The 20,493-nt window shown below is 69.3% G+C and carries 20 protein-coding genes; 10 read left to right on the forward strand and 10 right to left on the reverse strand.

The window, feature by feature from the left end; all coding sequences use genetic code 11:
• Positions 1-11: 11 nt before the first annotated feature.
• A complete protein-coding gene (gene xsc / locus DMC64_RS28385) occupies positions 12-1,820 on the reverse strand; it encodes a sulfoacetaldehyde acetyltransferase (RefSeq protein WP_125735999.1) in 1,809 nt (602 codons plus the stop codon).
• A gap of 144 nt (positions 1,821-1,964) precedes the next feature.
• On the opposite strand from xsc, the gene DMC64_RS28390 reads away from it, so the two are divergent.
• The 3 genes from DMC64_RS28390 to DMC64_RS28400 are packed head-to-tail and all read left to right on the forward strand — an operon-like array spanning position 1,965 to position 5,392.
• Complete coding sequence (locus DMC64_RS28390; protein WP_125736000.1) at positions 1,965-2,765, forward strand: IclR family transcriptional regulator; 801 nt, start codon at positions 1,965-1,967, stop codon at positions 2,763-2,765.
• A gap of 9 nt (positions 2,766-2,774) precedes the next feature.
• Positions 2,775-3,707 (forward strand): AAA family ATPase, encoded by a 933-nt coding sequence (locus DMC64_RS28395; RefSeq protein WP_125736001.1) that lies wholly within the window; start codon positions 2,775-2,777, stop codon positions 3,705-3,707.
• Positions 3,704-5,392 carry a cobalt chelatase gene (locus DMC64_RS28400; RefSeq protein ID WP_125736002.1) on the forward strand — a complete coding sequence of 563 codons (1,689 nt, stop codon included), beginning with the start codon at positions 3,704-3,706 and terminating at the stop codon, positions 5,390-5,392. Before DMC64_RS28395 ends, DMC64_RS28400 begins: the two co-directional genes overlap by 4 nt.
• On the opposite strand, the gene DMC64_RS28405 is transcribed toward DMC64_RS28400, so the two are convergent.
• Positions 5,375-5,572, reverse strand: a complete 198-nt coding sequence (locus tag DMC64_RS28405; RefSeq protein WP_125736003.1) for an Rv0909 family putative TA system antitoxin — start codon at positions 5,570-5,572, stop codon at positions 5,375-5,377. The two genes, DMC64_RS28400 and DMC64_RS28405, sit on opposite strands and share 18 nt — an antisense overlap.
• Positions 5,573-5,881: 309 nt before the next feature.
• Between DMC64_RS28405 and DMC64_RS28410 the strand changes: the two genes are divergently transcribed.
• Positions 5,882-6,487, forward strand: a complete 606-nt coding sequence (locus DMC64_RS28410; RefSeq protein WP_233629843.1) for an OmpA family protein — start codon at positions 5,882-5,884, stop codon at positions 6,485-6,487.
• Positions 6,484-7,722: a polysaccharide pyruvyl transferase family protein gene (locus DMC64_RS28415; RefSeq protein ID WP_125736004.1), complete on the forward strand. Its 1,239-nt coding sequence runs from the start codon at positions 6,484-6,486 to the stop codon at positions 7,720-7,722. The genes DMC64_RS28410 and DMC64_RS28415 overlap by 4 nt, the downstream gene beginning before the upstream one ends.
• A gap of 140 nt (positions 7,723-7,862) precedes the next feature.
• Here DMC64_RS28415 and DMC64_RS28420 read toward each other — a convergent pair whose 3' ends face one another.
• The 5 genes from DMC64_RS28420 to ald form a co-directional block, all read right to left on the reverse strand.
• Positions 7,863-9,302 carry a sodium:solute symporter gene (locus tag DMC64_RS28420; RefSeq protein ID WP_125736005.1) on the reverse strand — a complete coding sequence of 480 codons (1,440 nt, stop codon included), beginning with the start codon at positions 9,300-9,302 and terminating at the stop codon, positions 7,863-7,865.
• Positions 9,302-9,514, reverse strand: coding sequence for a DUF3311 domain-containing protein (locus DMC64_RS28425; protein ID WP_125736006.1), 213 nt, complete (start codon positions 9,512-9,514; stop codon positions 9,302-9,304). The genes DMC64_RS28420 and DMC64_RS28425 overlap by 1 nt, the downstream gene beginning before the upstream one ends.
• Positions 9,511-11,157, reverse strand: coding sequence for an amidohydrolase (locus DMC64_RS28430; protein ID WP_125736007.1), 1,647 nt, complete (start codon positions 11,155-11,157; stop codon positions 9,511-9,513). The genes DMC64_RS28425 and DMC64_RS28430 overlap by 4 nt, the downstream gene beginning before the upstream one ends.
• A 104-nt stretch (positions 11,158-11,261) precedes the next feature.
• Complete coding sequence (locus DMC64_RS28435) at positions 11,262-12,722, reverse strand: PLP-dependent aminotransferase family protein (RefSeq protein ID WP_125736008.1); 1,461 nt, start codon at positions 12,720-12,722, stop codon at positions 11,262-11,264.
• 64 nt (positions 12,723-12,786) lie between these two features.
• Positions 12,787-13,902, reverse strand: a complete 1,116-nt coding sequence (gene ald / locus DMC64_RS28440; protein ID WP_125736009.1) for an alanine dehydrogenase — start codon at positions 13,900-13,902, stop codon at positions 12,787-12,789.
• Between the two features lie 178 nt (positions 13,903-14,080).
• On the opposite strand from ald, the gene DMC64_RS28445 reads away from it, so the two are divergent.
• The 3 genes from DMC64_RS28445 to DMC64_RS28455 are packed head-to-tail and all read left to right on the forward strand — an operon-like array spanning position 14,081 to position 16,371.
• Positions 14,081-14,791, forward strand: a complete 711-nt coding sequence (locus DMC64_RS28445; RefSeq protein ID WP_233629844.1) for a sulfite exporter TauE/SafE family protein — start codon at positions 14,081-14,083, stop codon at positions 14,789-14,791.
• Between the two features lie 27 nt (positions 14,792-14,818).
• Positions 14,819-15,679, forward strand: coding sequence for a sensor histidine kinase (locus DMC64_RS28450; RefSeq protein ID WP_233629845.1), 861 nt, complete (start codon positions 14,819-14,821; stop codon positions 15,677-15,679).
• The gene (locus DMC64_RS28455) at positions 15,676-16,371 is read left to right on the forward strand and encodes a response regulator transcription factor (protein WP_125736011.1); all 696 of its coding nucleotides are present in this window, start codon (positions 15,676-15,678) and stop codon (positions 16,369-16,371) included. Before DMC64_RS28450 ends, DMC64_RS28455 begins: the two co-directional genes overlap by 4 nt.
• On the opposite strand, the gene DMC64_RS28460 is transcribed toward DMC64_RS28455, so the two are convergent.
• The 3 genes from DMC64_RS28460 to DMC64_RS28470 are packed head-to-tail and all read right to left on the reverse strand — an operon-like array spanning position 16,346 to position 18,365.
• Positions 16,346-16,951: a hypothetical protein gene (locus DMC64_RS28460; protein WP_125736012.1), complete on the reverse strand. Its 606-nt coding sequence runs from the start codon at positions 16,949-16,951 to the stop codon at positions 16,346-16,348. The two genes, DMC64_RS28455 and DMC64_RS28460, sit on opposite strands and share 26 nt — an antisense overlap.
• Positions 16,948-17,664: an ABC transporter permease gene (locus tag DMC64_RS28465; protein ID WP_125736013.1), complete on the reverse strand. Its 717-nt coding sequence runs from the start codon at positions 17,662-17,664 to the stop codon at positions 16,948-16,950. Before DMC64_RS28465 ends, DMC64_RS28460 begins: the two co-directional genes overlap by 4 nt.
• Positions 17,661-18,365: an ABC transporter ATP-binding protein gene (locus DMC64_RS28470; RefSeq protein ID WP_125736014.1), complete on the reverse strand. Its 705-nt coding sequence runs from the start codon at positions 18,363-18,365 to the stop codon at positions 17,661-17,663. Before DMC64_RS28470 ends, DMC64_RS28465 begins: the two co-directional genes overlap by 4 nt.
• 229 nt (positions 18,366-18,594) lie before the next feature.
• On the opposite strand from DMC64_RS28470, the gene eno reads away from it, so the two are divergent.
• Entirely contained in the window at positions 18,595-19,878 is a 1,284-nt protein-coding gene (gene eno / locus DMC64_RS28475; RefSeq protein ID WP_125736015.1) for a phosphopyruvate hydratase, read from the forward strand.
• An 82-nt stretch (positions 19,879-19,960) separates the two neighbouring features.
• On the forward strand, positions 19,961-20,482 hold the full coding sequence (locus DMC64_RS28480; RefSeq protein WP_125736016.1) for a MarR family winged helix-turn-helix transcriptional regulator: 522 nt from the start codon (positions 19,961-19,963) through the stop codon (positions 20,480-20,482).
• The last annotated feature ends 11 nt before the right edge of the window (positions 20,483-20,493 follow it).

Consider the following 20,493-nt stretch of genomic DNA (forward strand, 5'->3'; position numbering starts at 1 on the left):
CAAACCGAGGCCTACACGTAGTCCTTGTACTTCTCCAGGAACCGCACCGGCTTCGACAGCGCGTCGCGGCGGAACGGGTCGCCCAGCTCGCGGGTGCACATGATCTCGACGACGGTGGTCTTGCCCTCGTTCATCTGCGCCTCGACGGCGCGTTGCAACGCGGGGCCGACCTCGTCGAGCTTCTCCACGACGACGCCTTCCGCGCCCATCGCCTTGGCGATCCCCGCGAAGCTCTCGCTCTCCAGCTCGCCCGCGACGAACCGGCGGTTGTAGAAGTCGACCTGGTTCTTCTTCTCCGCGCCCCACTGCCGGTTGTGGAACACCACCGCGGTGACCGGGATGTCATGGCGCACCGCGGTCATGATCTCGCCCATGCTCATCCCCCACGCGCCGTCGCCGGCGTAGGAGATCGCGGGCCGGTCGGGCGCCGCGGCCTTGGCGCCGATGATGGTCGGCAGCGCGTAGCCGCAGTTGCCGAAACTCATCGGCGCGAAGAAGCTGCGCGGCTCCTCGAAGCGCAGATAGCTGTTCGCGACCGAGTTGATGTTGCCGATGTCGGTCGACACCATCACCCGCGGCGGCATGGCCTTCTCCAGTTCCCGCAACACTTCCCGCGGGTGCAGCCAGTTGCCCTCCTCGCCTTCCTGCTCCGCGATCATGTCGAGGCTGAACGGGTCGGTCTCGTGCGTCCAGGCGTCGAGCTCGGCCTCCCACGCGTCCTTCTCCGCCTTGATCTTCGCCGCGCGAGCGTCCTTTGTGGAGTCGCAGGCCAGCGTCCGGTCCGCCAGCCGCTTGGTCAGCGCGACCGCCGCGTCCTTGGCGTCACCGCAGATGCCGACGGTGATCTTCTTGACCAGGCCGAGCATCTTGTGGTCGGCGTCGATCTGGATGATCTTCGCGTCCTTGGGCCAGTAGTCCATGCCGTGCTGCGGCAAGGTGCCGAACGGGCCGAGCCGCGAACCGAGCGCGATCACGACGTCCGCCTGCGAAATGAGCTTCATCGCGGCCTTGGAACCCTGGTACCCCAGCGGCCCGCACCACTGCGGGTGACTCGCCGGGAACGAGTCGTTGTGCAGGTAGCTGTTCACCACCGGCGCGCCGAGCCGTTCGGCGAGCGCCTTGCACTCCTCGACGCCGTCGGCCATCACGACGCCGCCGCCGGAGATGATCACCGGGAACTCCGCCGTGGCCAGCAGCGCGGCGGCCTCGTCGAGGCTCCGTTCGCCGCCGGGGCCGCGGTCGAGCCGGGCGGGTTCCGGGATCTCGGCCTCGATCTCGCCGTAGAAGAAGTCGCGCGGGATGTTGAGCTGCGTCGGGCCGAGTTCCGAATGGGCGCGGTCGAAGCAGCGGCCGGTGTACTCGGCCATCCGCTTCGGGTTGTTGACGTGCCCCTGGTACTTGGTGAACTCCTGGAACATCGGCAGCTGGTTGGCCTCCTGGAAGCCACCGAGACCGGTGCCCATCGTGCCCGCTTCCGGCGTCACGATGACGACCGGGCTGTGCGCCCAGTACGCGGCCGCGATCGCGGTCACGCAGTTGCTGATACCGGGGCCGTTCTGCCCGATGACGACACCGTGCCTGCCGCTCACCCGGGCGTAGCCGTCGGCCATGTGCCCGGCGCCCTGTTCGTGCACCACCGGTACCAGCCGGATCCCCGCCGGCGCGAAGATGTCCATCGCGTCCATGAACGCCGACCCCATGATGCCGAAGATGTCGGTGACGCCGTTCGCCACGAGCGTCTCGACGAAGGCCTCGGACGGGGTCATCTTCTTCCGGCCGCTGACGACCACGCGGCCGTCACCCGTCTTCCGTTCCGTCATGTTCCGCTCCTTCGACAGGCGAGATTTACAAAAATCGGTACGTGGCGTTCCTGAAATCAGGATGCAACCGACGATAGGACGCAGTCGCCCCAGCGTCAACGTTAGATTCTGGAAACCGAGACTCCTTGTGCTACTTTTCGGAACATGGAGCTGCTTCGCGAACCCGATCCGATCAACGGGGACACGCCGACCATGCGGCTGTTCTCCCTGCTCGAGCTGATCGCCGCCAAGGATCAGCTGGTCTCCCTGCAGGGTCTCGTCGAGGAGACCGGCCTGCCGAAACCGACCCTGCACCGCATGCTGCAACAGCTCGAAGGCGCGGGTCTGCTGATCCGGCAGGCCGACGGACGCCACTACGGCACCGGTCACCGGCTGCGACGGCTCGCGGAGAACCTGCTCCTCAACGCCACCCACCACGGCGCCCGGCACGCCGTCCTGCGTCACCTCGTCGACGAACTCGGCGAGAGCTGCAACGTGACCACGTTGTCCGGCAACGAGATCGTGTACCTCGACCGGGTCGAGACGCCGGAGCCGCTGCGGTTCTATCTCCGGCCGGGCTCGCGGGTGCCGATCCACTGCTCGGCCAGCGGCAAGATGATCCTCGCGCAGATGAGCCCATCGCAGCGGAGGAAGCTGCTCGCGCACGCGCCGCTCAAGCGGTACACCGACAAGACCATCACCGACCTCGACGTGCTCGAGGCCGAGTTCACCCGCGTCCGCCGGGACGGGTTCGCCCTCGACGACGAGGAGTTCCTGCCCGGTCTGGTGTGCGTCGCGGTCCTCGTGCCGGGGCGCGCCAACCTCTGCGTCGCCGTGCAGGCGCCGGTCATGCGGCTGACGCCGGACAAGGCCCTGCAGACGCTCCCTGCGCTTCAGCGCGCGGCCGAGGCGATCAGCAGCGTCGACACCGAGGGCGGGTCCGAACCGGAAAGTGTTCCGTCGTAAGGAGTTCTCATGATCCCCGAGCTTCGGCTCCCGGTACGTGACGTCTTCGGCATCGATTCGGATCTCGTCGTCGGCGCGTTCCGCGAACGTACCGAGCACGTCCCCGAGGTCGACGAGGCGTACCGCTTCAACCCGGACGTGACGCTGGCGCTGCTCGCCGGGTTCACCCGCGACCGCCGCGTGCTGGTGCAGGGGCTGCACGGCACCGGGAAGTCGACCCATATCGAACAGGTCGCCGCGCGGCTCAATTGGCCGTGCGTGCGGGTCAACCTGGACGGTCACCTCAACCGCCTCGACCTCGTCGGCCGCGACGCGGTCGTGCTGCGCGAAGGCAAGCAGGTCACCGAGTTCCAGGAGGGCATCCTCCCGTGGGCGTTGCAGCGGCCGGTCGCGCTGGTGCTCGACGAGTACGACGCGGGCCGCCCGGACGTGATGTTCGTGCTGCAACGGGTCCTCGAACGCGACGGCAAGTTCACCCTCACAGACCAGAACCGGGTGCTGCGGCCGCATCCGTCGTTCCGGTTGTTCGCCACCGCCAACACGGTCGGGCTGGGCAACCTCAACGGGCTCTACCACGGCGCGCAGCGGCTGAACCACGCGCAGATCGACCGCTGGAACATCGTGGCGTCGCTGAACTACCTGCCCGCCACCGAGGAGATCGCGATCGTGCGGGCCAGGGTGCCCGGCATCCCGGAAACCCTCGCGGCGTCCCTGGTCGCGGTCGCCGCGTTGACCCGCAAGGGTTTCCAGGCCGGTGATCTGTCCACTTTGATGTCCCCGCGCACGGTGATCACCTGGGCGGAGAACATCGAGATCTTCGGTGATCCGGCGACGGCCTTCCGGTTGTCCTTCGTGAACAAATGCGACGAAGCCGAGCGCGACATGGTGGCGGAGTACTTCCAGCGCTGCTTCGACGACGAGCTCCACCTGCTCTCGGCATGACCGCCGGGCAGGCGGAAGCCCGGCGCCGCAACCAGGTCGAGGAACTGTGCGCGGCCGCGGTCCGGGCACTCAGCGGCGACCCGGCCCTGCATTTCCGGGCGCGGCGGCTGCATCGGGGACGCGAGCCGCTTCCCCTGCACGCGCCGCATCTGCGTCAGTCCGCCGACGACGATCTGATGTCGTCCCGCGGGATCGCGGACGGGATCGCCTTGCGTCTCACCACCTCGGACGCCGCACTACACCGCTACCTGAGCCCGAGCGATCCGGCCGAGCGCGGGATTTTCGAGCTGCTGGAACAGTTCCGCGTCGAGTCGCTCCCGCCCGCGGACATGCCGGGCATGCGCCGGAACCTGCGACTGCGTCATCTGCGCTGGTCACTGGAGTTCCACCGGTCCGGGCTGACCGAGACCGCGCGTGGACTGCTCCTGTACACCGTCGCGCAGATCTGCCGGTCGCGGATCACCGGTGAACCGGTGGTCGAGGAGACCGAGGATCTCATCGAGGCGACCAGATTCGCGCTGGCGCCTTCGCTCGGTCACGACCTCGCCGGGCTTCGACGGCACCGGACGGACCAAAAGGCGTTCGCCGAACACGCGCTGGCGATCGCCCGGACGACCGGCGTCCTGCTCGCCGGCGCCGAGCAGGACGCCGAGAACGAGGGTGATCCCACCGACCCGCGGTTCAGCCTCGTGATCGACTTCGACAAGAGCCACGGCGAACAGATTCCCGTCGCGACCGCGGGCACCAGCCGGACGTTGGGTGAATCCGGTGCGGCGTACCGGGTCCACACCACCGCGTATGACCGTGAACAGCGGGCGTCGGAGCTGGTCCGCCCCGCGATGCTCGCCGAACTCCGCGAGCGGCTCGATCGGCGCGTCGGCAGGCAGGGTGTCGGACCGGGACGGCTGGCACGCGACCTCAAGGCGGTGCTCGCCGAACCGGCGCGCGACGGCTGGGACGGCGCGCAGGAGGAAGGCCTCCTCGACGGCCGGACCCTGGCGCAGCTGATCAGTTCCCCCACGGAGCGGAGGATCTTCCGCACCGAGCGGATCGAACCGGTGGCGGACACACTCGTGACGTTCCTGATCGACTGCTCGGGTTCGATGACCGCGCACGCGGAACCCGTCGCCGCGCTGGTCGACCTCTTCACGCGCTCGATCGAACTCGCCGGGGCGACCTGCGAAGTGCTCGGGTTCACCACCGGCGCCTGGAACGGGGGCAGGCCGAGGCGGGACTGGATCCGGGCCGGACGCCCACGGCATCCCGGCAGGCTCAACGAACGACTCCACCTCGTGTTCAAGGCCGCCGAGACGCCGTGGCGCCGGGCACGCCCCGATCTCGCCGCGCTGCTGAAAGCCGATCTGTTCCGCGAAGGGATCGACGGTGAGGCGGTGGCCTGGGCCTGCGCCCGGATGCGCGCGCGCCCCGAAGCACGCCGGATCCTGCTCGTCCTCTCCGACGGCAGCCCCATGGACAGCGCGACGAACCTGGCGAACGATCCGCACTACCTGGACGAGCATCTGCGGGAAACGGTGCTGCGGGAGGAAAGCACCGTCGAGATCCGTGGGGTCGGCGTCGGCCTCGACCTCAGCCCCTTCTACCGCCGCTCGCGAGTGCTCGACACTTCGGTCACGTCCGGGTACGCGCCGTTCCGGGACGTCCTCGGATTACTGGCCCTGCGGTGAATCCTGCTGGCCCTCGTTCTGCTGCTCGCCACCGGACTCACCGAGGTAGTCCTTCGCCTTGTCGGCGGCCGAGTCGATCTTGTCGGAGTGTTCACCGAAGCTGGACTTCGCGAAATCGGCGGCCTTGTCGACGTGCTCCCCGCTCACCTTGTCCTTCATGCCTTCGAAGTCGATACCCATGAGAACTCCTCACTTTTCGGTACGCCGTCGATCCGGCGCCTGACTTCCATCAAAGTGCATTCGCCTCGCGGGGCAACTCGGGGGCGACGGGTGGGTGAGTCCGGCGCGATTTCCTTCGACCAGGTAAGGAAAATCCGCCTCGACCGGGAAGAGACGACGCTCACGGTCGCTCACTCGGGTGGACTTGCCGATCTCTTCACCGGCCCATGGCTGTAACGAGTTTCCTGGTCGAAGCGATTTATCCGCGCTTCGGCCGCGGACGACGTCCGAGGGACGCACTCGCTCGCGGTTGGCGCTTTTAGTCCTTTCGTGTTCGTATCCCTGGCGTCAGCCAATGCGGAGACGGCCAAAGGGAGTTCGAACTTCATGCGCAGGACAATTGCCCGAACGGTGACGGGCGTGGCGATCGTGGCCGGCCTCGTGGCCGCGTGCGGCTCCGAAGGCGAAAACGGTGCGGCTGGGTCTTCTGGCACGAATGGAACCGCTTCGAGTGCGGCGGGCGCGCCGTCCTCCGGCGCCGACGCTTCGGCCTCGTCGGGAGCGGCTACCGGTGACGCGGGCCAGGCCGGCGGCGAGGCGGCCCAGAAGGTGACCGCCGCGATCCAGCAGGCGCTGCAGCAGTCACCGATCACCTTTACCACGGAAAGTGCGGAACTGTCCGAAAAGAGCAAATCGGCCCTCGGTGAAATCGCCAAGGCCATGCAGGGCAACGACGTCAAGATCGCCGTCGCCACGCACGCGGGTTACCCCGACGCGGAAAAGTCCAAGGCCCTTTCCGAAAAGCGGGCGGAAGCGATCGCCGCCGCGCTCGAAGGGGCGGGCGTGGCCAAGGACCGCGTCAAGACCGAGGCGACCGGCAACGAAAAGGCGCAGGGCGACAAGGCGTTGGACACGCAGATCACCGTCGCGCAGTGACCTTCGACGGAAGCGCGGGCGGGGGAAACGAATCCCCCGCCCGCGCGTCGCGTCCCCGCCGTCGCCACTATCTGATCGGCCCGAGCGGTTTCCCGAATTTCGGCGACGAGCTGATCGCGGCGACCTGGCTCCGGTATCTGGCACGGACCGAGCCGGAGGCGGACGTCTGGCTCGACACCCACTCGCCGGGGCCCGCGCAACTGCTGCTGAACGATCTGCACCCGCGCCTCCGGTGCACGGACACCTTGTGGCGGCTGTGCGGTGAAGCGCCGTCGGACGATCCGTGGGAAGTCGCGAACTGGGTGCAGTCGGCGGTGAACGACCCCGGGCTCGCGCCACGCTGGGACGCGGGCATCGACCTGCTCGGCCGGACCGACGTGCTGCACCTGATCGGCGGCGGCTACCTCAACGCGTTGTGGCCGCGGCACATCGGACTGCTCGCGGGCGCCGCGGCCGCCGCCCGGCGGTCAGGGGCCCGCACCGCCATGACCGGGCAGGGACTGACGCCGTTCCCGCCCGGCGCCACCGATCTCCTCCGCTCGCTCGCCGACCGTTTCGACGTCGTCGACGTCCGCGACGATCCGTCGGCCGAACTGCTGCCCGGGGTCGTCCGCACGTGCGACGACGTCTTCCTGGAACCACCCGAGCAGAGACCCGCCGCGCAGGCGCGCGAATTCGTGCTGTGCGTCCAATCCGACATCGGCGCCTTCGAGCCGTCCGTGCTGGCCGCCCAGGTGCTGGGTTTGTTGCGGGCTTGGGACGTCCACCCCGAGCAACTCGCCGTCGTCGAAGGGATTCCCCGCGTCGACCGCGCCGTTCCGGCGCTGCTGGAACACGAGCTCGCCGGTGCCGAATTCCACCCGTTCCGCGACATCTGGCGTCACGGCCTGCCGCTGGCGCCCGGGCAGACCTGGATCTCCAGCCGCTACCACCTGCATCTCGTCGCCGCCGCGGCCGGCGCGAGCGGTCTCGCGTTCAGCGTGTCGCGCGGGTACTACACGACCAAGCATCGCAGCCTCATCGACCTCGGTTCGGGTTGGACGTCGTTCGACGCCGAGGAGGGCGGAACCCCGGACCGGCCGACCGGTACCGGGTTCCCGCCCCACGTCCTCAGGCGGTGCCGCGACCTGAAACGTTCGGTCGCGACGGCGGTGTACGGGAGTCAAGTGATCGAAGAGGTCCGGCCCGCGACGCGGCGCCTCGCCCTGCGCTCGTGGCGCACCCGGTCAAGCTAACCGGATCACGCGTGATTGGAGCCGGAACTCGCGTGATTCCGGGCGGAACTCGCGTGATTGGAGGCGCATCACCCGCGAGGCGAGAGTTCCGCCGCCAATCACGCGAGTTCGGTCCTCGATCACGCGAGTTCCGTCTCTGGTCACGTGCTGAGTGACGGGACCGCCTCGGCGGCCGGGGCACTCTCGGCCGATCGCGCCACCGGCGCCCGCGCCACGTCCGGTTTCACCAGGCTCCAGACCACCACCACGGCCAGGTTCACCCCGAGCGACACCAGACCCGCGTTGAACCCGCCGAAAGTCGCGCCGGTGACGTACAGGGCGATCGCGGTCAGCACCCCGGCGATCATCCCGGCGGCGACCGCGGCCGTCCGCACCCGGCGCACGAAGAGGATCGCGAGCCAGCCGGGGACGACCTGGGCCAGCAGGTTGTAGGTCAGGTTCAGGATCGTGAGCATCAACGTCGACGCGACGAGGGTCAGGACCGCCGCCAGCACCAGGAAACTCGCCACCGCGACGACCGTCCACCGTCGTTGCGCCGCCGCCGGGACGTTCGGCGCGATGTTGCGGCAGACCATGCCGCCGATGGTGAGCGCGGTCGCCGCGAGCACCAGCACACCGGAGAGCGCGGCGCCGGCGGCGACGAGCCCGAGCAGCCAATCGGGCAGCAAACCCTTGGCCGTCACCATGAACACCGTGTTCGGGTTCTTCAGGTCCGGATGCGCGCGCACGCCGTAGTACGCGGCCAGCACGAGGAACGGGTAGATCAGCATGTACATCGGCATCCACACGGTCGAGCTCTTCACCGCGCGTTCGGAGCGGGCCGGGAACACGTACGCGCCACCGAAGCCGAGGTAGAACACGATGCTCTGAAAGAGGATCGTCGTCATCGCGAAGGTCAGTTCCGAGCCGCCCATGGTGGTCTGCGCCGCGCTGAGCACCTCGGGTCCGCTGACCTTCGCGGTGCCGCCGGCGGCGATCACGACCGCCACCCCGACGAGCACGACGCCGAGCAGCATGAAGAGATCCTTGAGGATCGAAACGAACGCGGGCGACCGTACGCCGGAGACGGCGATGTAGACGAACGCCACGATGCCCGCCAGCACCACGCACTGCACCGGATCCAGCCGCAGCCCCAGATTGCTCAGCACCACCTGGAGCCCGATGAACTGGTACTGCCCCCACGGGACCAGCGCGATCAGCATCGTCACGCAGGTGATCAGCTCGAGCCGCCTGCTGCCGAAATGCCGTCCGAACACGTCGGGCACGGTCATCGCGTCGTACCGTTTCGCCGCCCGCCACACCAGCGGGGCCAGGAAGTAGCCCAGCGAGTACGCGAGCAGGATGTAGCCGAGGAACCAGATCCCGTAGCTCGCGCCGTGCGCGTAGATCCCGCTCGGGAAGCCGATCATCGTCCCGATGCTGTACACCTCGCCGACCGCGAGGAAGTACACCAGCCACGCCGGGAACGACCGGCCGCCGACGAGGAATTCCGAGATCCCGCCGCCCCGGGTGGACCGACCCGCCCACACCGCGAGCCCGATCGAGCCCGCCATCACCACCGCCACGATCGCGATCAGCATCAGTCGTCCTCCGGGTAGTGGGCGCGGTCGAAGAAACGCCAGCTGATCCACAGGCACAGCGTGGTCAGCGGGCAGCAGCAGAACACCCAGAAGAACAGCACCGGGATGCCCAGCACCGACGCCGTCGATCCGGACAGGAGCAGAATTCCCGCCAGCAGGGCGAAAGCGGGGACGAGAAGTCCTATGAGGACACTCGGCCAGCTGCGGATCATCGTCGTGCTCCCGTCGTGTCGCGCCGCCAGACGATCTCGCCGCCGCTGACGGTGGCGTCCACGGTCAGCTCACGGATCCGGTCGGGGTCGACCGTGGTGGGATCGCCGGACAGCACCGCGAGATCGGCGAGTTTCCCGATCTCCAGGCTGCCTTTGACGTCTTCCTCGCCCGCGAGATACGCGGCGTCGATCGTGTAACCGCGCAACGCGGCGTCGACGTCCACGGCCTGTTCGGCGCCGAGTACCTTGCCCTGCCTGGTGATCCGGCGCACCGCGCACCAGATCCCCTCCAGCGGCGGCACCGGCGTCACCGGGGTGTCCGAATGCAGTCCGAAATGGATTCCGCGCGAGCGGGCCGAGACCAGCGGGCTGATCCGCCGCGCCCGCTCGGGCCCGAGGAAGACGTCGCGATGCCGGTCTCCCCAGTAGTAGACGTGCTTGATGAAGAACGACGCGAGGACGTCGTGGGCGGCCATCCGGTCAAGCTGGTCTTCGCGTACCGTCTGGCAGTGCTCGATCCGGTGCCGCCTGCCGGTGCCCCGCGGCGAGCCCAGCCGGGAGTAGCCGTCGATGATCGCGTCGATCGCCGCGTCCCCGTTGCCGTGCACGGCGACCTGCCAGCCCGCCGCGTCGAGCGCGGCGATCCGGCGGCCGAGGTCGGCGGGTTCGAGCAGCATCATGCCGTGCTCGTCCGGAGCGCAGGTGTAACCCTCCGCGAGACAGCCGGTCTTGCCCTGGATCGAGCCGTCCGCGACGATCTTCACCCCCGTCATCGCGAACTTGTCGTCCACCTGGGCTTCCGGCGCTTCCGGCCGGCCTTCGCCGAGACCTGGCAGCAGACCGTCGAACAGGTAGCCGCGCACCCGGACCCGCAGCTTCCCGGCGCGCCTCAGCAGCGCGTACGCCTCCAGTTCCGCCGCTCCGCCGATGAGCCCGATACCGGTGTCGTGCACGGAGGTCACGCCGTTGGCGAGGTACTCCTCGTCCGCCAGCAGGAGGGCATCGGCCAGTTCGCCCGCGCTTTGCCCGGGCAGCCGGGACGTGACGAGGAAGGCCGCCGTCTCCACGAGCACACCGGTCGGCTCCCCACGGGCGTCGCGCACGATGAGCCCGCCGGGCGGGTCTGGGGTCTCGGCGGTGATCCCGACCTCGCGGAGGGCGAGCGAGTTCGCGGTGCAGAAATGGCCGGAAACATGGGTCAGCACCACGGGATTGCGGCCGGAGACGGGGTCGAGGTCCGCGCGGGTCGGATGACGGCCGTCCGCGAGCAGCGTGTCGTCGTACCGGAAACCCCGGATCCACTCCCCCGGGCCCAGCTCCTTCGCCGCTTGCGCGACCCGGCCCACGATGTCGGCGATGGTGTCGTTGGGCGGGCTGCCGGCGTCGACCGGCGCGGCCAGCGTCATCCCGAAGAACGCCGGATGGTTGTGGGATTCGACGAAACCGGGGATCACCGTGCGCTCGGCCAGATCGAGCACGGTGGTCTCCGGGCCGATCAGCCGGGAGATCTCCCGTTCCGAACCCAGCGCGGTGATCCGGCCGCCGCTCGCGGCCAGCGCGCGCACCCGTCTCCCCGCCGCGTCCAGGGTGAGCACGGTGCCACCGAGCGCGACGAAATCGGCTTCTCGAACGAACTCCACCACACGGACCTCCTGGCGACGTGTCCTGGCTCACGAGCGATCCCCAGACACTGCGGCACGTCTGGCCGCCTGAACAGGTCCAGAACGGTCCGGCGCGGTGGTACCAGTTACGCGATCAGGTCGCGGCAGGCCTCACCGAGCAGACGGATACCAGGGTCGATGTCACGCAGGGGGACGGCCGCGAACCCGATCCGGAAATGGTTCTTCGGCGGATCGTCCCCGACGAAGAAGATGTCACCGGGCTCGATCAGGACGCCGTCGCGCTCGGCCCGTTCCATCAGCGCCCGGCAGTCCAGTTCGGACGGTCCGGTCATCCAGAGACTGACCCCGCCCGGCGGATACGCCGTCTGCGTCCATGGCAGGTGTTCGGTGACCGCGGCGCAGGTCGCCTCCCATTTCCGCATCAGTTTCGTGCGGTACCGGCGAAGGGAGCGGTGGTACTCGCCGCTGTCGATGAGCAACGCCAGCGCCCGCTGGAGATGACCTGGCGGATGCCGCAGCACGTACCGCCGGATCTCCCGCAGCTCGCGAACCAGTTCGCGCGGGCCGACCAGGTATCCCAGCCGCAGGCCGGGCGAGAGGAACTTGGAGAAGGTGCCGAGGTAGATCGCGTCACCGGTGCCGTCGAGCGCCTTGAGCGCGGGCGTGGGGCTGCCGTGGTACCGGAATTCGCTGTCGTAGTCGTCCTCGACGAGCACCGTGCCCGCACTCGCGGCGAGGCTGAGCAGCCGTCGTCGGCGGCCGATGCTCAACGTCGCGTTCGTCGGGTGGTGGTGGCTCGGGGTGAGATACAGGAGATCGACGCCGTCGAGCGTGTCCGGCGGGCGCAGGCCGCTCTGATCGACGTCGACGCCGCGCAGCCCGGCGCCGGTGCGCAGGAAGATGTGCCGGGCGTCGAGGTAGCCCGGGTTCTCCATCGCCACGACGCTGTCCGGCCCGAGCAGCGCGCGGCCGAGCAGGTCGAGGCCCTGCTGCGAGCCGACGGTGATCAGGACCTCCGACGGGTCGGCCTCGATCCCCCGCGCGGTGAGCAGCTGACGGCAGATCAGGTCGACCAGCATCGGGTCGTCGGAGCCGACGCTGTCCTGCAGGCTCGGGAACACGTGCGGCCGGTACAGCGCGTCGCGCAGGCAGCGGGTCCATGACCGCGCGGGAAAGGCGGTGACATCCACCTGACCGGCGAGGAACGGGTACGGATAGGTGTGCCAGTCCGGTCGTTTCTCGATATGCGGCACCCCGGCGTCGGGATACCGGCGTACCCGCGCGCTCCAGTCGATGGCCGGGCTGGTGCCGCGTTCCTGCACCGCGCAGTGCGGGCGCATCTCGGCGTTGATGAACAGCCCGCTGCGCTCGCGGCTCTCCACGAACCCCTCGGCGACCAGCTCCTGGTAGGCGAGGTTGATGGTGTTGCGGGAAACGCTGAGTTCGGCGGCCAGCTCCCGCGAGCTCGGCAGCCGGTGCGCCGGATCGAACGTGCCGATCGCGATGCCGTGTTCGATGGCGCGCCGCACCTGCCGGTAGAGCGGCTCGGCGGACGTCCGGTCGATTTCGATCAACGTTCGCGGCAACGGCACCTCCCTTTCGGCGACGGGCCGGGATCTGAACCTAACTCCGGATCCCCGCCCGCACCACCTAGCCGAGCACGTCGTCGAGCGAAACGGAGCCGATTCCGAGCGCCTCGCCGACCGGCGCGGACGTCAGCCTGCCGTCCACCGTGCTGACCCCGCCGCGCAGCTCCGGGCACCGCGCGACGGCGCCGGACAGACCGTGGTTCGCCAGCTCCAGCGCGTACGGCAGCGTGACGTTCGTCAGCGCGTATGTCGAGGTGTGCGGGACGGCGCCGGGCATGTTGGCGACGCAGTAGAACACCGAGTTGTGCACCTCGAACGTCGGCTCGGCGTGCGTCGTCGGGCGCGTGTCCTCGAAACAGCCACCCTGGTCGACAGAGATGTCGACGAGCACGCTGCCCGGCTTCATGCGGGACACGAGATCGTTCGACACCAGGCTCGGCGCCTTGGCACCGGGCACGAGCACCGCGCCGATCACGAGGTCGGCTTCGAGCACCGCCTCTTCGATCGAGTACGCGTTGGCCGCGGCGGTGCGGATCCGGCCCTGGTACATCCGGTCGGCGGCACGGAGCTTGTCGACGTTCTTGTCGAACAGGACGACATCGGCCCAGGTCCCGGCCGCGCCGGCGACCGCGTTCATCCCCGCGACACCGGCGCCGAGTACAACCACGCGCGCCGGGGCCACCCCGGAGACACCGCCGATGAGCACCCCGCGCCCGCCGTTGGCGCGCATGAGCGTCTGCGCGCCGACCTGCGGGGCCAGCCGTCCGGCGACCTCGCTCATCGGGAACAGCAGGGGCAGCGACCCGTTCGGCAGCTGCACCGTCTCGTACGCCACCGACGTCGTGCCCGCGTCCAGCAGCGCCCGCGTGCACGGCTCGCTCGCGGCGAGGTGCAGGTAGGTGAACAGCAGCTGATCGCGGCGCAGGCGGTGGTACTCCTCGGCGATCGGCTCCTTGACCTTGAGCACGAGGTCTCCGGTCGCCCAGACGTCGTCGGCGCTGTCGAGCACCTTCGCGCCGGCGGCGGCGTAGTCCTCGTCGCGCACGGAGGACCCTTCGCCCGCTCCGCGCTCGACGAACACCTCGTGCCCGGCCGAAGTGAACTCGTGCACGCCCGCGGGCGTCACCGCGACCCGGTACTCGTGGTTCTTGACTTCACGAGGGACACCGATCTTCATCTCACGCTCCCGTCTGTTCCAAAGGCAGTGACGCTGAGCGTGCGGCACGGCTGGAACGGCCAGAAGTGCCAGAACCCGCGCGTTCGACGGGTCCAGTTCGCCGCTCATAGCCCTGGGCTATGACGTCTTCGCCAAGCGACGGCTACCGCCACTCCGCACCCGGATCCACAATGGACTCGTGGGAACCCTGGCCATGACCTCGCTCGCGGCGGCGGCCGGGGTCGTCGCCCAGCGCCTTTCCGGGATGGGGCTTTCCCTGCTGTGCGTACCGTTCCTGGCGCTGGCGCTGGGCCCGCTCGACGCCGTCCGGCTCACCCTGCTGCTCGGCTTCCCGGTCTATCTCGCGGTCGCGATCACCCATTGGCGGGCGATCAGGTGGACGCAGGTCGCGTGGCTGACGGTGCCCGCGGTGGTGTTCACCCCGGTCGTCGCGCTCGTCGTCCGCGACGTCCCGGCACGGCCGCTCCTGCTCGCCGCGGGCGGCTGCTGTGTCCTCGCCGTCGGTGTGCTGGCGAGCGGTGTCACCAGCAGACGGCTGGCGGGCAGAACGGCCGCCGTCGGCGCGGGCGTGCTGAGCGCGGCGATGAACTCCGTCGCCGGGCTTTCCGGTCCCGCCGTGGCGGTGTACGGGGCGAGCGCGGGCTGGGGCGCGGACGAGACCCGCGGCACGCTGTCGATCTACTTCTTCCTGCTCGGCCTGGTCGCGTTGCCCAGTCTCGGCTGGGTGGAGGTGCCCGCGAGCGTGCTCCTCGCGGTCGCGTTCGCCGCACTCGCCGGCGATCTGCTGGGTCGGGCGCTGAGCCGCCGGGTCGGCGAACGGGCCGTCCGCTGGTCCGTCCTGCTGCTTTCGGCGGCGGGTGGCGCGCTGACGCTGGCGCACGCGGCCTGAGCACCGCCGGTAATACGATGGCCGGTGATGACACCGCCGGACCGCCCCGAGTGGCGATCGCGTGCGTGGCTGGTCGCCTCGGCGGTGCTGGTCGTGGCCGCGGTCGCGCTGCTGGCCGTCGGCGCGAACGGGCCCGGCGCGGTCGTCGTGCCGATTCTCGTCGTGGCCACGGCCATCGGCGTGACGACGTGGACGGTGGTCCGCGCGCGCAAGCGGCGCCTCGACTACGAAGCCCGCCTCACCGGCTGGGCGGCCGAGCACGCCACGCAACACGAGCGGCTCCGGATCGCCCGGGAACTCCACGACATCGTTTCCCACGGCCTCGGCGTGATCACGTTACGCGCCAGTGCGGCACGGCGGGTTCAAGGAGAAGTCCGGGAAGCGGAGCGCGAACAGGCGCTCGTCGACATCGAGCGGACGAGCCGGGACGCGGTCACCGAACTCCGGCGCATGCTGGCCGTGCTTCGCGACCCTGACGATCGCGGCGCGCCGCTGCGGCCCGTGCTGAACCTGTCGGATCTTCCCGCCATCGTCGAGGCCGTCCGCCCGCTGGGCCTCGAACCGCGACTGGACGTCGGTGAACTCGGGGACGTTTCCCCTGGGATACAAGCGACTGTCTGCGAGATCGTCCGCGAAGCCGTCGCGAACACCGCGCGCTACGCCGGACCGACGATCGCCCGCGTAGAGCTACGGCGCGAGGGCGACACGATCGTCGTGACCGTCGAGGACGACGGGCCGCGAAGTGCCTGGTCCCCCGCCGCCGGTGCCGGCCACGGCCTGGCCGGACTTCGGGAGCGTGCCGAGATCCTCGGCGGCGAGCTGCACGCGGCACCGGCCGGAACCGGATTCCGCCTCATCGCTCGACTTCCGGACGGAGCACGCCGGTGACCGAACAGCCACCGATCCGGGTCCTGCTCGCCGACGATCAGCGGCTGCTGCGGCACAGCCTGGCGATCATCATCGACGCCACTCCGGACATGGTCGTCGTCGGACAGGCAGAGGACGGCATCCAAGCGGTGGAAATGGCGCGGCGGCTGAGCCCGGACGTCGTGCTGATGGACATCCGCATGCCCGGCCAGGACGGGATCGTGGCCACCCAGGAGATCGGCGCCTGCCCCGGCCTGGCCGGGACCAGGATCCTCGTGCTGAGCATGTTCGAATTGGACGAGTACGTCTACGGCGCGCTCCGCGCGGGAGCCAGCGGTTTCCTGCTCAAGGACACCGAACCGGACGAGCTTCTCGCCGCCGTCCGCCGGACGCACACCGGCGAATCCCTGTTCGCGCCCGCCATCCTCACCCGGCTGATAGCGCACTACGTCACGACGCCGCCGCACCGCAGCCCGCCCCCGCCTGCCGGGCTGACCCAGCGGGAGATCGAGATCCTCACCTTCGTCGGCCGTGGGCTGTCCAACACCGAGATCGCCGAGACGCTGATCATCTCCGTCAAGACGGTCAAGACGCATATCAGCCGGCTCCTGAGCAAGCTTTCGGCCCGCGACCGCGCTCAGCTGGTGATCACGGCGTACGACCTGGGACTGGTGGCCCCGCGCGCGGTCAAGCGTCCCGCCGGTGGAACGTGATCGCGGAGATCCCCACCGCGACGAGCGCCCAGCCCAGCACGACGGCCGAGCCGCCGAGTGAGCGCACGTCGTGGCTCGCGGCGTCGGGCAGGTAGTCCGCGAACGTGGCCCGATCCCGGAGAAGCGGGCCCACGATGAAGTAATACCCGAGCAGCCCGGCCACCGCCGGGACACTCCACCGCACGACCGTCGCGACGGCGGCCGAAAAGACCGTGGTGAACGCGAGGTAGGCGCTCGCTCCCACCACGTCGGACCACGGTCCACCGGCCAGCGCGGTCAGGACGGCCGCCGGAACGGCCACGACCAGGAGTGCGGCCATTTTGGCCAGCTGCAGGGTGATCCGGCGGGGCATGGCGGTCAGGGTCCGGTGGAGCTGACCCCCGCTGTACTCCGACGTCACCGCGACGACGCCGAGGACGAGGAACCCGGCTTGGGTGTAGCCGACGGGTGAGACGCCCTGTCGCGCGAACGCGGTCGCCAGGATCGCCGAAACCGCCAAGGTGCCGAACAGGGTGAAGGACGTGGCCGGCAGGCTGAGCAGTTTGAGGATCTCGGCCCGGATCGCCCGGCCGCCCGTCACGCGTCCCTCCCGCGGAAAGCCAGGAAGCCCGCGGCGAGCAGCGCCGCGACCCAGGCCGTCATCACCAGGCCCCCGGTGACCGGAGAGAGCCGGACGGGCAGCTCCACCCGCTCGATGAACATGCGGAATCCGGCCAGGTCGGGGAAGAACGCGGCCAGCGGCGTGAGTTTCGTGAGCAGGTAGGTGACCGTGACCACCGACGTGTTCAGGATCAGCACGGTGAGCGGCAGGATTCCGTTGCGTGTCAACAACGTCAGGCCGGACGCGAGCAGGGCGGTCAGCACCCAGTAGAGGACGACTCCGGGCAGGCGCCCGAAATCGCTCACGCCCAGCGCTTCGACGATCGTGAGGGTGACGGCCGACGAAACCGCCGCCAGAGCCGCGACCACGGTGACCATCGCCGCCAGCTTCGTGATCAGCAATCGCCACCGGGACGGCACGACCGTGAGGCTCGTGGTGATCTGCCGTCCGCCACCGGCGTTCTCCCCTTCGGTGGTGTATTCGCTGCTCACCGCGACGACGCCCAGGATGATCGCGCCCACCACGCCGAACGCGAGTTCCTGGAACCCGAGGTCCACGTTGCCGCCGCGCCTGGCCGCCGCCCTCGCGTTGAGGAACGTCAGAGCCGCCGGAAGCAGTACGCCGATCGCGACCGCGGTCCAGACCGACGGCAGCGAGGTGAGCTTGCGCAGTTCTCCCCGATAGACCCTCATCGCGCCGCCCCCGTGGTGAGCGCGAAGAAGGCGTCCTCCAGGCTTCGGTGCCCGCCGACGACTTCCGTGAGTGTTCCCCGCGCGACGATCCTGCCGCGGTCGATGACCACGACGTCGTCGACCGTCTCCGACAGTTCTCCCATGAGATGACTCGAAAGCAGGACGGTCCGCCCGGCCGCGGCCCGCGCGCGGAGGAAACCGCGGATCCAGCGGATGCCCTCCGGATCGAGGCCGTTGACCGGTTCGTCGAGCACCAACACCTCGGGATCACCCAGCAGTGCCGCGGCCAGGGCCAGCCGCCGCCCCATCCCCAGCGAGTAGCCGCGGACGCGTTTGCCCGCGGCGGCGGACAGTCCGACCTCCGCGAGGACCTCGTCCACCCTGCCGCGCGGGATGCCGCCCGCCGCGGCGACCCAGTTCAGATGAGCCCGGCCGGTGCGCGAGCGATGTGCTCCCGAGCCGTCGAGTACGGCGCCGACCTTGCGCAGGGGGTCGCGCAGCGCGGCGAACGGGACGCCGTCGATCAGCGCGGTTCCCGACGTCGGCCGGTCCAGCCCGAGCAGGATCCGCAGGGTCGATGATTTCCCGGCACCGTTGGGCCCGAGGAAGCCGGTCACGCGGCCCGGACGCGCTTCGAAACCGACGTCGGAAAGGATCGTCGCCGATCCTCGTCGTTTGGTGAGCCGGTCGAACTGGATCATCAGGTCTTCTTCCCGTCGAGCTTGATCACGTCGCTCGCCAGTCCATCCCGCCGGGGCATCCGCACGCGTCGGACCGAGGACCGATCTTGGCTGGTGCGAGTGGGCCCTGGGTCCTATGTCATGACCTGAATTGCCTGGTCAGAGATCGGGATCGATTCAGGGATTCTCTGCTAGCCTCGCGGACGTCCCGCTGCTCACCGGGGGCGGCGCGACCAGGCAAGGAGTGCACATGACCGCGATCATCCGCGTCCACGGTCGTCAGATCCTCGACAGCCGGGGCAACCCGACCGTCGAGGTCGACGTCGAACTCGCGGACGGCTCGCTCGGACGGGCCGCCGTGCCGTCGGGCGCCTCCACCGGCACCAAGGAAGCCGTCGAACTGCGCGACGGCGACAAGACCCGTTTCCACGGCAAGGGTGTCCGCAAAGCCGTCGACGCCGTCAACACCGAGATCGCCGAGGCGGTCGCAGGGCTCGACGCCGAAGCTCAGGCCGACGTCGACCGCGCGCTCATCGCTCTCGACGGCACCGCGAACAAGGCTCGGCTCGGCGCCAACGCCACCCTCGGCGTCTCGCTGGCCGTGGCGAAGGCCGCCGCGGCCGCCAAGCGACTTCCGTTGTACCGCTACGTCGGTGGCGTGTTCGCACATCTGCTTCCGATGCCGATGATGAACATCATCAACGGCGGAGCGCACGCGGACAACCCGATCGACTTCCAGGAGTTCATGATCGGCCCGCTCGGCGCGGAGACCTTCGCCGACGCCGTCCGCATGGGCTCGGAGGTGTTCCACACCCTGCGCGCTTCGCTGCGCAAAGCCGGGCACGGCACCAACGTCGGCGACGAAGGCGGCTTCGCGCCGAACCTCAGCTCCGCCGACGAAGCGCTCGAGTTCGTGCTGCGTGCCATCGAGCAGTCCGGCTACACCCCCGGCGAGGACATCGCCCTGCTGCTCGACCCGGCCGCGTCCGAGTTCTACACCGACGGCGTCTACGACTACACCGGTGAGGGACGCAAACGCAGCGTCGAGGAGCACGTGGCCTACCTCGCCGACCTGACGTCGCGCTACCCCATCGTGTCCATTGAGGACGGTGTCGCCCAGGACGACTTCACCGGCTGGAAGCAGCTCACCGACACCATCGGCGACCGTGTCCAGCTCGTCGGCGACGATGTCTTCTGCACCAACGTGAATCTGCTCAACGACGGTATCGAGCGGGGCATCGGGAACTCGATCCTGGTGAAGGTCAACCAGATCGGGACGCTCACCGAAACCCTCACCACGGTCGAGACCGCGCACAAGGCCGGCTACTCCGTGGTGATGTCGCACCGCTCCGGCGAAACCGAGGACACCACCATCGCCGACCTCGCCGTCGCCACCAACTGCGGTCAGATCAAGACCGGCTCGCTGTCGCGCTCCGACCGCACGGCCAAGTACAACCAGCTCATCCGCATCGAAGAGGAACTCGGCACCGAGGCCCGCTACGCCGGTTCCACCACGCTCAGCGGCCGCCGCTGACGAACCGGCCGGGGTGGCGGCACTCGCCGTCACCCCGGAGGCACCTGGCGAGATACATCGTTTTAGATGTATCGTTTCCGATATGAAAGCCGGTGAGCTGTACCTGCTCGGCAAGCACCTGATGGAGCTGGCGTCCCAGGGCATGCGCGACGACGCCGATCCCGAGGTGCCGGAGATCTATCTCGTGCTGATCTCGGTGGTCGTCGAAGCACCGGGTCTGTCGATCAGCGAGCTGACCGCGCGCACCGGTTTCGCGCAGAGCCACGTCTCCGCCGCCGTCGCCAAGCTGCGTGAGCGGGGCGCCCTGCGCACGCATCCGGATCCGGCCGACCGCCGCCGCACCTTGGTCTCCCCGGTCGACGGTCTGGTCACGGCGGTCGCACAGCGCCAGCAGCGTGACGCAGAGCAGGTTCTCGCGGCGGCGCTCACCGAACTCGATCCGGACGAGGATTCGGCCGCGGAACGCGCGGCGCGCCTGGTCCGGGCGGCGGACGAGCTGTACCGCCTGCTCACCGCCCGCGCCCTCAAGGTGGGCGGGGACCCCGCCGCGCTGATGCCGCTGCACTCGCTGGCCGAAGAGGTGACCGGCAAACCGAAGAAATAGGGGGAAAGCAA

Origin of the sequence: Amycolatopsis sp. WAC 04197, from assembly GCF_003947475.1 — a bacterium.
Classification (GTDB): domain Bacteria; phylum Actinomycetota; class Actinomycetes; order Mycobacteriales; family Pseudonocardiaceae; genus Amycolatopsis; species Amycolatopsis japonica.